This is a genomic window from Nonomuraea sp. NPDC050556, assembly GCF_044457355.1.
Taxonomy (GTDB): Bacteria; Actinomycetota; Actinomycetes; order Streptosporangiales; family Streptosporangiaceae; genus Nonomuraea.
Genome location: NZ_JBITGU010000002.1, coordinates 1,626,435 through 1,638,383 on the forward strand (window position 1 = coordinate 1,626,435; position 11,949 = coordinate 1,638,383).

At 69.5% G+C, this 11,949-nt stretch carries 17 protein-coding genes; 4 read left to right on the forward strand and 13 right to left on the reverse strand.

The window, feature by feature from the left end:
* Positions 1–871 precede the first annotated feature (871 nt).
* The gene (locus ACIBG8_RS25770; protein ID WP_397345481.1) at positions 872–1,582 is read left to right on the forward strand and encodes a hypothetical protein; all 711 of its coding nucleotides are present in this window, start codon (positions 872–874) and stop codon (positions 1,580–1,582) included.
* Here the strand turns inward: ACIBG8_RS25770 and ACIBG8_RS25775 are convergent.
* Positions 1,572–2,885, reverse strand: a complete 1,314-nt coding sequence (locus tag ACIBG8_RS25775; protein WP_397345482.1) for a hypothetical protein — start codon at positions 2,883–2,885, stop codon at positions 1,572–1,574. The genes ACIBG8_RS25770 and ACIBG8_RS25775 overlap by 11 nt on opposite strands.
* Positions 2,886–2,953: 68 nt before the next feature.
* On the opposite strand from ACIBG8_RS25775, the gene ACIBG8_RS25780 reads away from it, so the two are divergent.
* Positions 2,954–3,313 (forward strand): tetratricopeptide repeat protein, encoded by a 360-nt coding sequence (locus tag ACIBG8_RS25780; RefSeq protein ID WP_397345483.1) that lies wholly within the window; start codon positions 2,954–2,956, stop codon positions 3,311–3,313.
* 160 nt (positions 3,314–3,473) lie between these two features.
* On the opposite strand, the gene ACIBG8_RS25785 is transcribed toward ACIBG8_RS25780, so the two are convergent.
* The 3 genes from ACIBG8_RS25785 to ACIBG8_RS25795 are packed head-to-tail and all read right to left on the reverse strand — an operon-like array spanning position 3,474 to position 5,996.
* Entirely contained in the window at positions 3,474–4,277 is an 804-nt protein-coding gene (locus tag ACIBG8_RS25785; protein ID WP_397345484.1) for an MBL fold metallo-hydrolase, read from the reverse strand.
* On the reverse strand, positions 4,274–4,831 hold the full coding sequence (locus tag ACIBG8_RS25790) for a TetR/AcrR family transcriptional regulator (RefSeq protein WP_397345485.1): 558 nt from the start codon (positions 4,829–4,831) through the stop codon (positions 4,274–4,276). Before ACIBG8_RS25790 ends, ACIBG8_RS25785 begins: the two co-directional genes overlap by 4 nt.
* The gene (locus tag ACIBG8_RS25795; protein ID WP_397345486.1) at positions 4,806–5,996 is read right to left on the reverse strand and encodes a benzoate/H(+) symporter BenE family transporter; all 1,191 of its coding nucleotides are present in this window, start codon (positions 5,994–5,996) and stop codon (positions 4,806–4,808) included. The genes ACIBG8_RS25790 and ACIBG8_RS25795 overlap by 26 nt, the downstream gene beginning before the upstream one ends.
* 23 nt (positions 5,997–6,019) lie before the next feature.
* Between ACIBG8_RS25795 and ACIBG8_RS25800 the strand changes: the two genes are divergently transcribed.
* Positions 6,020–6,580: a helix-turn-helix domain-containing protein gene (locus ACIBG8_RS25800; protein ID WP_397345487.1), complete on the forward strand. Its 561-nt coding sequence runs from the start codon at positions 6,020–6,022 to the stop codon at positions 6,578–6,580.
* 28 nt (positions 6,581–6,608) lie between these two features.
* Here the strand turns inward: ACIBG8_RS25800 and ACIBG8_RS25805 are convergent, their stop codons facing one another.
* The 9 genes from ACIBG8_RS25805 to ACIBG8_RS25845 form a co-directional block, all read right to left on the reverse strand.
* Positions 6,609–6,914: a DUF1416 domain-containing protein gene (locus tag ACIBG8_RS25805; protein WP_397345488.1), complete on the reverse strand. Its 306-nt coding sequence runs from the start codon at positions 6,912–6,914 to the stop codon at positions 6,609–6,611.
* On the reverse strand, positions 6,914–7,753 hold the full coding sequence (locus tag ACIBG8_RS25810; RefSeq protein ID WP_397345489.1) for a sulfurtransferase: 840 nt from the start codon (positions 7,751–7,753) through the stop codon (positions 6,914–6,916). The genes ACIBG8_RS25805 and ACIBG8_RS25810 overlap by 1 nt, the downstream gene beginning before the upstream one ends.
* Positions 7,750–8,151 (reverse strand): DUF4395 domain-containing protein, encoded by a 402-nt coding sequence (locus ACIBG8_RS25815; protein WP_397345490.1) that lies wholly within the window; start codon positions 8,149–8,151, stop codon positions 7,750–7,752. The genes ACIBG8_RS25810 and ACIBG8_RS25815 overlap by 4 nt, the downstream gene beginning before the upstream one ends.
* A 58-nt stretch (positions 8,152–8,209) precedes the next feature.
* Entirely contained in the window at positions 8,210–8,293 is an 84-nt protein-coding gene (locus ACIBG8_RS25820; RefSeq protein ID WP_357918323.1) for a putative leader peptide, read from the reverse strand.
* A gap of 32 nt (positions 8,294–8,325) precedes the next feature.
* Positions 8,326–8,685, reverse strand: a complete 360-nt coding sequence (locus ACIBG8_RS25825) for a TlpA family protein disulfide reductase (protein WP_397346188.1) — start codon at positions 8,683–8,685, stop codon at positions 8,326–8,328.
* Between the two features lie 90 nt (positions 8,686–8,775).
* The gene (locus ACIBG8_RS25830; protein WP_397345491.1) at positions 8,776–9,570 is read right to left on the reverse strand and encodes an anti-sigma factor family protein; all 795 of its coding nucleotides are present in this window, start codon (positions 9,568–9,570) and stop codon (positions 8,776–8,778) included.
* Entirely contained in the window at positions 9,567–10,079 is a 513-nt protein-coding gene (locus ACIBG8_RS25835; RefSeq protein WP_397345492.1) for a sigma-70 family RNA polymerase sigma factor, read from the reverse strand. The genes ACIBG8_RS25830 and ACIBG8_RS25835 overlap by 4 nt, the downstream gene beginning before the upstream one ends.
* Before the next feature lie 31 nt (positions 10,080–10,110).
* Positions 10,111–10,782 (reverse strand): DUF2993 domain-containing protein, encoded by a 672-nt coding sequence (locus tag ACIBG8_RS25840; RefSeq protein ID WP_397345493.1) that lies wholly within the window; start codon positions 10,780–10,782, stop codon positions 10,111–10,113.
* 61 nt (positions 10,783–10,843) lie between these two features.
* Positions 10,844–11,095, reverse strand: a complete 252-nt coding sequence (locus ACIBG8_RS25845) for a MoaD/ThiS family protein (protein WP_397345494.1) — start codon at positions 11,093–11,095, stop codon at positions 10,844–10,846.
* Positions 11,096–11,238: 143 nt separating this feature from the next.
* Here ACIBG8_RS25845 and ACIBG8_RS25850 point away from each other — a divergent pair, with 143 nt between their 5' ends.
* On the forward strand, positions 11,239–11,949 hold the full coding sequence (locus tag ACIBG8_RS25850) for a winged-helix domain-containing protein (RefSeq protein WP_397345495.1): 711 nt from the start codon (positions 11,239–11,241) through the stop codon (positions 11,947–11,949).

An 11,949-nucleotide genomic window follows, 5' to 3' on the forward strand; every position in this document is an offset into this window, starting at 1 on the left:
CCCCGCCGCACGGGAGGGCTTCCCCGCGCCGCAGCCCTCCTCTGGGGCGCCGCAGAGCGGACAGCATCCCGCTCCGGGCGCTCCCGGAGGCCCAGGCCTCCCCCGACGCAACCCTGGCGCATCTGGCGGCCAGGAAGGCCTTGGCTCCCCCGGAGGCCCTGCCGCCGCGGGAGGCCCAGGGGCACCTGGCCATCCGGGAGGCCATGGCGGGCCCGGCGCTCCTGGCGTTTCTGGAGGCCCTGGCGTTCCTGGAGGGCCTGGCGTTTCCGGGGGGCCTGGTGCGTACGGTGGGCAGCAGGGGGTGCAGCGGCCAGGACAGCCGCCGCAGCGCTCGCCGCGCCCGCAGCCCGCGTTCGGCCGCACCCCACAGCCGATCCACCGGCCAGCTCCTGGGAACCGTCCTGACCAGCAGGTCTGGCCACCCGCGCAGAGCGAACCCGTGGGCAGCTCCACCCAACCCCTGCCCGCCATCCCCAGCGCAGGCCCCCTCCCCCAGACCCCCGCCCCGGGAACCCCGCCCTTCGGAAGCCCCAGCACAGGAGCACCCCACACCGGAGGACCCCACACCGGAGGACCCCACACCGGAGGACCCCACGCAGGAGGACCCAGCGCCGGATCTGGGGCGCCGGGCTTTGGAGCCCCCGTCGCAGGCGCGCCTTCCGCAGGAGCGTTCGGCGCAGACGCGATGGGCGGAGGAGCCCGTGGCGCCGCAGGGGCACTCGGCGCGGGAGCTGCTGCCGGAGGAGCGCTTGGCGCGGCCGGTTTCGGGGCGTTCGGCGCGGAAGGACCCAGCGCGGGAGGACCCCCCTCAGCTGGTGGGCCCAGCGCGGGCCAGCCCAACGTAGGTGGGCCCAGCGCGGGCCAGCCCAACATGGGTGGACCCAACGTGGGGCAGCCCGGCGTGGGGCAGCCCGGCGGGGGTGGCGGGCCGTACGAGCAGGCCTTTGGGGAGCACTCCGGGGGCGGGACGCCGCCGGAAGGGCCGCCGTCGTCCGGGGCCAGGAGGCAGCCGCCGCGCAAGCGGTCCACCGTGCTCATGGGCGTCGGCGCCGTCGCCGCGCTGGTACTCGCCGTCGGCGCCCCCACAGCCGACCGCTACCTCTTCTACAAGAGCGGCCGCCCCACCCCCACCCTCCAGGTGGTCCAGCCCGGCCAGGCGGGCACGCTGGAGCACGTCTCCTGGAAGGCCGCGATCGAGAACATGGCGCCACCCCAGGGCACCAAGCACAACACCCCCGACAAGCAGTGGCTGAAGATCACCGTCACCAGGACGGCGAACGACCAGGAGGGCTCGCTGCTCACCGCCAAGCCCGAGCTGTCCCTGCACGACGCCAAGGACCGGTCCTGGCACGTCGAGGTGTACGAGGACAACACGCCGACCGACCCGCACAAGGTCGGCCAGCCGTACACGCTGGTGGCCCTGGCCGTCGTCCCAGCGGACGTCGCCCCGCAGGTGGAGCTCCACCTGCAGCCGGACGTCCTCTACAAGATGAACACCCCGACCAAGGACCTCATGAAGCCACTCACCGAGGAGGAGAAGGCCAAGACGGCCCGCCAGGACACCTTCGTGTTCAGGCGGTGATGTCCTCGCCGCGCATCCGCGCCCGGGTCGCCGCGATGTCGAAGGCCCCGGCGAGCACGCAGAACGACAGCGTGGTGAGCAGCAGGTCGTGCACGAAGTCCAGCGGGTACGAGATGACGAGCCACAGGAAGGGGACGTCGGCGCCGACCAGCGTCATGACGCCCCTGTCTGCGTAGTCGAGCCCGACCCGCAGCCCGACGTACAGCAGGCACATCATCCCGAAGAGCGGCAGCCCGCCCTTGACGGTGACCTTGAAGGCGTTCACGACGGGGATCCAGCGCTCCTGGAACCCGCCGATCACCCGGTCGGTGGAGCGCTTGGTGACCTCGTGGGCGTCTTCGAGCCTGCCGATGCCCTCTTCGAGCCTGGTGCCGCGCAGGGCGCGCCTGGTGTCGTCGACGGCTCCGCCGTACACGAGGACGGCGATGGCCAGCCAGGTGAGCGGCATGATGAGCGCGTCCACGACGTACGGCCAGATGTCGCCCACCCAGCCCCAGAACGCCTCCCAGCCGGGGACGTTGGCCTTGGCGTGCTCCCAGGCGTCCTTGGTGCCGGTGACGACGACGCGCTCCTGCGCCCAGTCGCCGCGCAGCTTGGCGAGGGTGAGCACGGCGTTGAGGCCGCAGAACATGAAGGAGAACTCGGCGAAGGCCGCCATGACGCCGGAGTATCTGCCCGAGCCGCTCTCGACCATCTTGCCGAACAGCACGCGCAGGCCGAACGTCACGGCCATCGCCATCAGCGAGATGCGCCAGTCGAGGTCGACGAGGCCCATCCCGTAGGTGGTCTCCTCGTTCTTGCCGGTGGCGATGTTGTTGAAGATGACGTTGTAGAAGTTGTCGTCCAGGTTGTGGAGCTGGTCCATGCTCAGGTAGTCGCGGAAGTCGGCGACGAACAGGCTCCAGCTCAGGTAGATCACGGCGAAGCCCGGGGCGACGCGGTTGAGGACGTTCCTGAACGCCTCTGGCTCTTCGCCGTCGCGTTCGCGGGCGTTCATCTCCCAGAGGGCGCCGCGCAGCGAGTTGAACATGCCGGTGGTGATCGTCATGGACGCCATGACGATCAGCGTCATGATGACGATGGTGGCCACCAGGCGGGCCTGGCGGAAGTCGCCGTGCGAGATCTCGGTGCCCAGGTAGAGGAGCCCCCATCTGACCAGCTGGCCGACGGAGAACCACATGATCAACGGCAGCGCGCACTTCCCTGCGAGGCGGAGCGCGTGCAGGGGGAGGGAGAACGCTGACGGCATCCGATGCGCCGAAGGAGGCACAGGGGGAGCCATCACGCCTGACAAACCGGACATCTGCAGAATCGTATCGGTACGTCCAACACGGTGGAACAAGAAACAAGTAGTTGAGTGTTCAAGCAGCCATGGACATCATCGAGCGTTATCGCTTCTCCGAGCGGCTGCTCGCGCAGCGCGACCCGCTCGGGGCCCTGCAAATGCTGGAGCCGCTGCTCGCCGAGCACGCGGACGACCACGGGGTGCAGTTGCTGGCGGCTCGGGCGTATTTTCACTCGGCGCAGCTCGGGCGGGCCCGGGAGGCGTTGACCGCGCTGCTGGATCGGGACCCTAGTGATCATTACGCGCGGTTCTTGCTGGGGAGGACGTTGGAGCGGTCGCGCCGGTACGACGAGGCGCTTCCTCACCTGCGGATGGCGGCGGCAATGCATCAGGACCCGGACTACGCGGACTCCGTTTCGCGCGTGTCCGACCGTCTCACCGCCTGACCTCAACCCCCTTAAGGGCCCCCAGCCACCCCCCGACCTCAGCACCGTCCGTAAGGGAGCTGAGGTCGGGGGGTGGCTGGGGGCCTTTTAGGAGAGGGGGCTGTGGTGTGGACCACGAGGGCGACACCCCTCGAGGGATGTGCCCCGAGAGGTGGGTGGGTTAGGAGTGGCGGGCGAATTCCCAGGGGTCGTGGGCGGAGATGACGTCGACCTCGTCGCCGTGGAGTCGCACCAACTCCCGCATCCGTGCGTGGTTCCCAAGCCGCAGTTGACGGTCGACCTCGCCGCCCACCTGCACCATGTCCAGGAGAGGATGTGAGCGCGGCCGGTCAGGGTCCACCTCGCCGTGGTAGAAATACGCGTCCCCCGCGTGGAACAACCACTTGGACCCGTTGTGTACGGCTACCGCCACATGCCCAGCCGTATGCCCCCCGAGCGGCACCATCAGGATCTCCTCCGGCAACCCTTCAAGCGCCCGCACCGCGTCGAACCCGAACCACCCCTCCCCCTGCGCGGAGGCGTAGGTGGCCCACCGAGGCCCGTGCGCGAGCTGCGCCTTCCGGTACCGCGGCGCCGTAGCCGCCATCGCCTCCCGATGCTCAGCCTCGTGCACGTGGACCAGCGCATGCGGGAAGTCCGACAACCCACCGGCATGGTCCCGGTCCAGATGCGTCAACACGATGTGCCGTACATCCTCAGCCGCATACCCCAGCGCCCTGACCTGGTGCAACGCCGTCTCAGCCGGATCGAGCACCGGCCCTGCGACGGCCACCCACTCGTCACCCAACCGCTCACCCGGGTGCGCGATGTCCGCCGTCCCCAAACCGGACTCCACCAGCACGAGCCCGGAGGACTCCGTCTCCACCAGCAACGTGTGCGCGACCGCCCGCGCCGCGGGCAACGACGGATCGTCCACAGGCTGCAGCTCCACCATGGACGCGGTGTTCAGATGACGCACCTTCATACGAGCCTCCCCAACTGTTCCATGCATGTACGGATGACCGAAGCGTCCCGCCGCACCCTGGCCAGCACGAGCGCCCCCTGCAACGACGACAGGACGACGGCCGCAAGCGCCTCGGGCTCGGCGACCCCCCACCGCCCCAGCGCGGCGGCCAGGCCGCCCTGCCAGGCGGCGTAGGCGCCGTCGCAGGCTGCCCTGATCGGCTCGCTGTCGGCGGCGGCCTCCAGCGCGGTGGTGGCGACGGGACACCCCTTGCGAAACTCCGACTCCTCGAGCGTCCGCGCGAAGAACTCCCCCAGCGCCGCGAGCCCCGACACCGCGTCGGGAGCCGCCCTGACCACCTCGCCGAGCCGTTCCCCGAGCGACGCCCCGGACAGCGCGACCGCCTCGGCGCCCAGCTGCTCCTTGCCTCCGGGGAAGTGGAAGTACATGGACCCCTTGGGTGCCCGTCCCACGCTCAGAACCTGGTTGAGCCCGGTCGCGCTGTAGCCCTGCTCCTGGAAGAGTCCGGCAGCCGTCTGCAGCAGCCGGTCACGCGTTTCGCTCCTTGGTGCCATGATCAAGAGAATAGACCGACCGGTCTACATAGTCAATCAGCAGCCACACGACCCCACCCGCGACCAGCCCCCAGAACGCCGACCCCACCCCGAAGAACGACACCCCCGAGAACGTGACCACGAACGTCACCGCGGCCGACTCCCTGCCGCGCACGGCCGTGAACGCCGACTGCAGCGCCCCCGACATGGCCCCCAGCAGAGCCAGCCCGGCGACCGCCTCGACGAGCACGGGCGGCGAGAGCGCCACGAACGTCGTCACGAGCCCGGCGGCGAGCCCCAGCAGGATCATCGAGGCCCCAGCGGTCGTCGAGGCGATCCAGCGGCGCCCCGGGTCCTTGGCCCCCTCGGGACTGGCCGCCAGGGCGGCGGTGATGGCCGCCAGGTTGATCGCGTGCGCGCCGAAGAACGCGCCGCCCGCCGAGCCGAGCCCGGTGGCCAGCAGCGCCTTGCCCAGCGGGGGGCGGAAGCCGTACCCGGAGAGGACGGCCATGCCGGGGACGTTCTGGGCCGCCATCGTGACCAGGAACAGCGGCAGCGCCAGCCCGACGGCGGCGGCCGGACTCCACGACGGGGCCACGAACTCGATCACCGGCAGCGGGCGCACCCGCGCGGCCCAGCCGTCCGGCGCGCTCAGCACGATCGCCGCGACTGCCGCGACCAGCGCGCCGGGAACCGCCCACGGGCGGGCGAAGCGGTAGAGGAGCAGCCAGACGATGATCACGGGTACGGCCATCAGGGGCACCTCGACGACCGCGTTCACCGGGGCGAGGCAGAGTTTCAGCAGCACCCCGGCCAGCATCGCGCTGGCGATGGGCGCGGGGATGGCTGCGATCAACCGGCCGAGCGCGGGCACCAGCCCGGCCGCCATGATCGCCACCGCGCACAGGAGGAACGCGCCGACCGCGACGGCGAAGTCGTCGCCGCCCGTGGTGAGCAGGAGCGCGGCTCCGGGGGTCGACCAGGCGATGGTGATCGGCATGCGCAGCCGTACGGACAGGATGATCGCGACGACGCCGACGGACACGCAGAGGGCGAGGAGGCCGGACGCGGCCTGGTCCTGGGTGGCGCCGACCGCGCGTAATCCCGCCAGGACCACGGTGAACGAGCTGGCGAAGCCGACCAGGGCGGTGACCACACCGGCGATGAGGGGTTGGGTGCGTTCCATAAACGGAACGCTAACATGACCCCATGACCCGCCCCGCTCTCGACCTCGACCCCGTGGCGATCGGCAGGAAGATCCGCGTGCTCAGGGAGGAGCGCGGGATCTCGCTGAGCGAGCTGGCCAGGCGGGCGGAGGTGGGCAAGGCGACGCTGTCGGGGTTGGAGACGGGCACCAGGAACCCGACGCTGGAGACGTTGTGGGCGATCACCGCGCAGCTCGGCGTCCCCTTCGCCGCGATCCTCGACTCCCCCTCCCCCCAGACCACCGTCCACGGCGAGGCGGTGGAGGCACGGCTCCTGCAGGTCTTCGAGGACGAGGGCGCGACCTACGAGCTGTACCGCCTGCACATCCCGGCAGGCTCACAGCAGATCTCCCCGGGACACCCGGAGGGCACGACGGAACACATCACCGTCTTCGCCGGGATCCTCAGCGCAGGCCCGGTGGGCGCACACGCGCAGGCGGGCCCGGGCGGCTACCTGACCTGGGTCTCCGACGTGCAACACAGTTACACGGTCATAGGGCTGGAGGACGTCCACGCCAGCCTCCTGATCCGCTACCCCGCGCAAGGGAAAGGCCCGCGCTCCTGAGGAACGCGGGCCTTTCGGAAAAGCAGGGTCAGACGGCGACGGCGAGCTGGGCCACCTCGCCGAGCTTGGCCTGGACGCTGACGTCGCGGGTGACGCCGCCGCCCGCGATGATGCGGACGGTCCAGTCGCCCGGTGCGGCGAAGAAGCGGAAGATGCCCTCGTCGGACACGACGACCTCGCCGGTGAACTCACCGGTGTGGTCGAGCAGCCGCGCGTAGGCGGTGCCCGCGCCGGTCACGACGCCCTGGATGACGGCCTGCTGGGAAAGGTCGATCCCGGCGGGCAGCTCTACGGTCTGTTCGGGTGCTGCGCACCCCGGTGCCACGGTGGTCATTAGCGGGCCTCTCCCAACTCGATCGGCACGCCCACGAGCGAGCCGTACTCGGTCCACGAACCGTCGTAGTTCTTCACGTTGGCCTGGTCGAGGATCTCGTGCAGCACGAACCACGTGTGCGCGGACCGCTCGCCGATGCGGCAGTAGGCGATGGTGTCCTTGCCGAAGTCGACGCCCGCGCCCTGGTAGAGCTCGGACAGGTCGGCGTCGGACTTGAACGTGCCGTCGTCGTTGGCGGCCTTGGACCACGGGATGTTCCGCGCGGTCGGGATGTGGCCGGCGCGCTGGGCCTGCTCCTGCGGGAGGTGCGCGGGAGCGAGCAGCTTGCCGGTGAACTCGTCGGGCGACCGGACGTCGACCAGGTTGAGCTTGCCGATCGCGGCGACGGCGTCGTCGCGGAAGGCGCGGATCGAGGTGTCCTGGTCCTGGGCGACGTAGGACGTCTTGGCGCGCTCCACGGAGTCGGGCGAGAGCTCGCGGGAGTCGAGCTCCCACTTCTTGCGCCCGCCGTCGAGGAGCTTGACGTCCTGGTGACCGTACAGCTTGAAGTACCAGTAGGCGTAGGCGGCGAACCAGTTGTTGTTGCCGCCGTAGAGCACGACGGTGTCGTCGTTGCCGATGCCCCGGGCGGACAGCAGGGCCTCGAAGCCCGCCTTGTCCACGAAGTCGCGGCGGACCGGGTCCTGGAGGTCCTTCTTCCAGTCGATCTTCACGGCGCCACGGATGTGGCCCTTGTCGTAGGCACTGGCGTCTTCGTCAACTTCGACGAGGACGACGCCGGGGGTGTCGAGGTTGGCTTCGACCCAGTCGGCATCCACCAGGACGGCGGAGCGGCTCATGAGACTCTCCCAGGTTGTAGTCGGCGAATCATCAGATACATCTCGCAGCCGAGGCAGAATCCAAAAGCTGCGTTGAGGAAGGCGGCGAGGAGAGCCGCTGCCGTCGCCCCGAGGGCGAGCGGTGTGATCCCGGTGATAAATCCGACCAGCCCGGCGACCGCGAAGACCAGTCCGACCACCTGAGCGAAGCGCGGGGGGCGGGAGTCTTCGGTTTCCTTCGGAGCGCTCTTGACGAACGCCTTGAAAAGCATCGTGTACGGCGAAGCCTGGGCAACGCCGAGCGCGAAGACCACAGCCTGGGCGGCGAGCAGCCACCCGCTCCCCGTCACGAGGACGAGGGCGAGAACCAGGGTGGTGAGAGCCGCTGCGAAGCGCAGCGCTCTAGGGTCGGCACGCATCGTGGGATGCTCCTGAAGGGTCGATTGGGGCGGATCTTCAGTCCGCTCGAGACCGTCCTCAGGCAGCGCGACAGAGCGCGGTGGCCACGCGGCAGAAATCTACCGCGCGCCGCTTCGTCAGCAGCTCTGTCGTGGGGTTCATGGCGATGACACTACCTGGCGTCTCGCCATCTGTCACATCTCGTCCGGGTCTTGAGATACAGCCGTGCCCAACGCCGCGATGACGTCGACTTTCCTGGGCTGCCCAGCCGCCCTTTTGATGATTTTTCCTGAACTGTTGAGGATCAGTGTGGTCGGAGTGCGCATGATGTCGAGCTCCCGCACCAGGTCCAGCCGCGACTCCGCGTCGATCTCCACGTGGGTGACGCCGGGCACGATCGCGGCCACCTCGCCGAGCACGCGGCGCGTCGCGCGGCACGGCTGGCAGAACGCGCTGGAGAACTGGACGAGCGTCGCCCGCTCCCCCAGAGGCACGCCCAGCACCGCTTCAGACAGGCTGTCCTGCAGCTTGCCGTCGTTGCGCAGCCGTACCAACCCGATCACCGTCCCCAGCGCCAGCGTGCCGAGCACGATCCACAGTCCGGTCACCTCAGGTGCAACCGGCGTGGCCTCCCGCTTCTTCCCTCAGCCGTTGACGGGTTTGGCGGTGAGCAGCGTCCTGCCCTCAGAGGTGACGAGGTCGAAGCGCGCGATGTCCTGCACCGCGAAGGACGTCTTGCCGGGGAAGGCGGTCTCGCGCTCGTAGTCCTCGGCGGTGATGGTCCAGACCTTCACCGCGGTCTCCCGGGCGCCCGACTTGCTCACCACGGTCAGGCTGCACTGGGTGCCGACGGGCACGCCGGTCACGACCACGGTGACGCCGGTGCCGCTCTGGCCCGAGGTCGCGGTCACGAGCGCGCGCACCTTGCCCGACCTGCCCTTGAAGGTCAGGCCCGGCATCATGTCGCGCGCGTCGGGCGACGCCTCCGCCTTGGTCAGCGCGGGCGACTCAGGCGTAGGCGTGGCCGCCGCCCCGAACGGCTGCGCGTCGGCCTCCTGGCTTTCCGCGGCCTTGGGCGCCGAGGCGGCCGTGCTGCCGCCGCCGCTGTTCTGCTGCGCGACCACCGTGGACACCACCGTGCCGCCCACCGCGAGCACCGCGACGGAAGCGGCAGCGACCAGCATCAGCCGCCCGCGCCTGTGCCGCTTGGCGCGGTCGTTGAGCAACCGGTCAAGCACCTGGCGAGGAGGGCGGGTCACCAGCTCCACGTCCCGCTCGGACACCTTGGCCAGGAAGTGGGTCAGCCCGGACAGCTCGGTGAACTCCGTCAGGCACGCGTCGCAGGTCGCCAGATGGTTGTCCATCTCCAGCGCCTCTTCCGGCTCCAGCGCGCCGAGCGCGTGCGCGCCCAGCGACAGCCGTACGTCTTCGCAGTTCACGGTGCCAGCCCCCGCTCTTCCAGAGCGAGCTTGAGCGCGCGCAACGCGTAGTAGGTGCGGGACTTGACCGTACCCGCGGGAATGCCGAGCGTCGCAGACGCCTCCTTCACCGATCTCCCCCGGTAGTAGACCTCCATGAGCACCTCGCGGTGCTCGGGCCGCAAGGCGGCCAGCGCCTCTGCCACGGCCCACGACTCCACCGCGTGCTCCAGCTCGTCATCGGCGGGCAGCACGGCCAGGGCGTCGTCCGTCGTCTCCTGTGGCCTGGCTTTACGCGCCCTGTGCTGGTCGACGACCAGGTTCCGGGCGACTGTGAACAACCAGGCCCTGATCGGACGGCCGGAGAGCGCGTCAGGATGCCGCCAGGCTCTCAGCAGCGTCTCCTGCACCACATCCTCCGCTCGGCCGGAATCCCCGGTCAGTCGCAGTACGTAACCGTAAAGCGGCCCAGCGTGCTCGTCGAAGAGCGTCCGTACGAGTTCCTCGTCGGCGGTTCCAGCTGGACTCACACCCTCACGACGTACGGCGTGACCACCTGGTTCAACCTCGTCCATTGAGAGGTACGTCACTTCCCTCTGCGGTGAACTCCAGGCCCTGTGCCACCGGCTTGACGCTGGTCACCTTCGCGTTGAACGGCATCTTGCCCTTCATCGGGATCGTGTAGGTCACCAGCCTGGCGAGCGCGTCCGGCACGCCCTGGATCTTGGTGGCGACGAGCCTGAGCCCGCCCTCGCCCACCTCGACGGCCATCTCGGCGGTGAACTTCACCTTCTGCAGGCCGACGGGCACCTCGCCGGTGGCGACGAGCCCGCGGCCGTTCCCGGTGATCTTTATGCCCTTGGGCGCGAACCTGTCGATGGTCGCGCTGCTGACCGTGCCGTGCACGACCAGGCGCTCCGCCCTGATGTCCGCGGTGTTCTGGATCACGTCCGTCAGCGGCGCGGTCACGTTGTAGGCGACGCCGTTCAGGTTCTTGATCGGCACCCCGGTCAGGTTGAGCGTGCCCAGGTCGAAGCGGACCTCGGGGTAGCGTCCCGCGAGCGCCTGGGTGAGGAACGGGATGCCTTGTATGGTCACCGTCGGCGTGCCCGAGAGGTCGGCCGCGGCGGAGATCCGGTTGGAAAGGTCGCGCTGCACACCTGCGACGGCGACCCTGTCGACCACGGCGAGGAGGACGACCAGCACGATCAGAAAGACGATCAGCTTGCGCATCGGGCTCCCAGTCTCGGGCGGGGACATGAGCCTATCGATTACCCCGGGAAAAGGGGATCGATCATCCTCCGGCAAATGGCGGCAAAACCTCCACAGTCGCGCCGTCGGCCAGGATGACGCCGTTGTGGTCCCGCTTTCCCACGGGATTTCCGTCGACGAGGAAGGACGACCTGCTCACGACCCTGGCCAGCTCGGCCCGGTCGAGTGTGATTTTCGTCATGAGCTCGGCGAGCGTCTCCGCCTCGAAATCCTCCTCAGAAGTGCCCGCAGCGTCCTTTGCGGCCGCCCAATATCTGACCTTTGCTGTCGCCATGCCTGTCCTCACAGTTGCTCTCTGACGATTGTGCGTGTTCACCAGATGGACGCACAGTGGACGCCACATTCTCGTTGGGTATCCTCACCTACGGGACCTGGGCGACGTAGCCCCCGGGTCCCTGCGTGTTTGAGGAGGCCGAAATGAGCCAATTGCTCCTGCTGACCAATGCCCTCGAGCCATCTGCCGAGGTGTTGCCGGCGCTGGGGTTGTTGCTGCACTCGGTCAGGGTCGCGCCCGCCGAGGCCTCCGCGCTCATCAACCAACCACCCGCCGACGCCGTACTCGTCGACGCGCGCCGCGAGCTGGTGCAGGCCAAGTCGCTCTGCCGCCTGCTGCGTACCACCGGCATCGACTGCCCGCTGCTCGTCATCGTGACCGAGGGCGGGCTGGCCGCCATGACCGCCGAGTGGGGCGTCGACGACGTGCTGCTCTCCGACGCGGGACCGGCCGAGGTCGAGGCGCGCCTGCGGATGGCGACCGGCCGCATCTCGATGGCGTCGACCGACGAGGCTCCCGACGAGATCCGCAGCGGCGAGCTGTCCATCGACGAGGCCACCTACACGGCGCGGCTGCGCGGCCGGGCGCTCGACCTCACGTTCAAGGAGTTCGAACTCCTCAAGTACCTCGCCCAGCACCCCGGCCGGGTCTTCACCCGCGCCCAGCTGCTGCAGGAGGTGTGGGGCTACGACTACTTCGGCGGCACGAGGACCGTGGACGTGCACGTCAGGCGCCTGCGCGCCAAGCTCGGCCCCGAGTACGAAGCGCTGATCGGCACCGTGCGCAACGTCGGCTACCGGTTCGTGCCCGACCGCGGCCAGGAGCTCAACGACAGATCACCCGCGCACGTCTAG

Bases quoted from the DNA above. Each gene is read 5' to 3' on its own strand.
- ACIBG8_RS25850 (WP_397345495.1), top strand. From the start codon at position 11,239: ATGAGCCAATTGCTCCTGCTGACCAATGCCCTCGAGCCATCTGCCGAG.
- ACIBG8_RS25770 (WP_397345481.1), top strand. From the start codon at position 872: ATGGGTGGACCCAACGTGGGGCAGCCCGGCGTGGGGCAGCCCGGCGGG.
- ACIBG8_RS25810 (WP_397345489.1), bottom strand. From the start codon at position 7,753: ATGAGCCGCTCCGCCGTCCTGGTGGATGCCGACTGGGTCGAAGCCAAC.
- ACIBG8_RS25780 (WP_397345483.1), top strand. From the start codon at position 2,954: ATGGACATCATCGAGCGTTATCGCTTCTCCGAGCGGCTGCTCGCGCAG.
- ACIBG8_RS25775 (WP_397345482.1), bottom strand. From the start codon at position 2,885: ATGTCCGGTTTGTCAGGCGTGATGGCTCCCCCTGTGCCTCCTTCGGCG.
- ACIBG8_RS25790 (WP_397345485.1), bottom strand. From the start codon at position 4,831: ATGGCACCAAGGAGCGAAACGCGTGACCGGCTGCTGCAGACGGCTGCC.
- ACIBG8_RS25795 (WP_397345486.1), bottom strand. From the start codon at position 5,996: ATGGAACGCACCCAACCCCTCATCGCCGGTGTGGTCACCGCCCTGGTC.
- ACIBG8_RS25800 (WP_397345487.1), top strand. From the start codon at position 6,020: ATGACCCGCCCCGCTCTCGACCTCGACCCCGTGGCGATCGGCAGGAAG.
- ACIBG8_RS25805 (WP_397345488.1), bottom strand. From the start codon at position 6,914: ATGACCACCGTGGCACCGGGGTGCGCAGCACCCGAACAGACCGTAGAG.
- ACIBG8_RS25815 (WP_397345490.1), bottom strand. From the start codon at position 8,151: ATGCGTGCCGACCCTAGAGCGCTGCGCTTCGCAGCGGCTCTCACCACC.
- ACIBG8_RS25845 (WP_397345494.1), bottom strand. From the start codon at position 11,095: ATGGCGACAGCAAAGGTCAGATATTGGGCGGCCGCAAAGGACGCTGCG.
- ACIBG8_RS25785 (WP_397345484.1), bottom strand. From the start codon at position 4,277: ATGAAGGTGCGTCATCTGAACACCGCGTCCATGGTGGAGCTGCAGCCT.
- ACIBG8_RS25840 (WP_397345493.1), bottom strand. From the start codon at position 10,782: ATGCGCAAGCTGATCGTCTTTCTGATCGTGCTGGTCGTCCTCCTCGCC.
- ACIBG8_RS25820 (WP_357918323.1), bottom strand. From the start codon at position 8,293: ATGAACCCCACGACAGAGCTGCTGACGAAGCGGCGCGCGGTAGATTTC.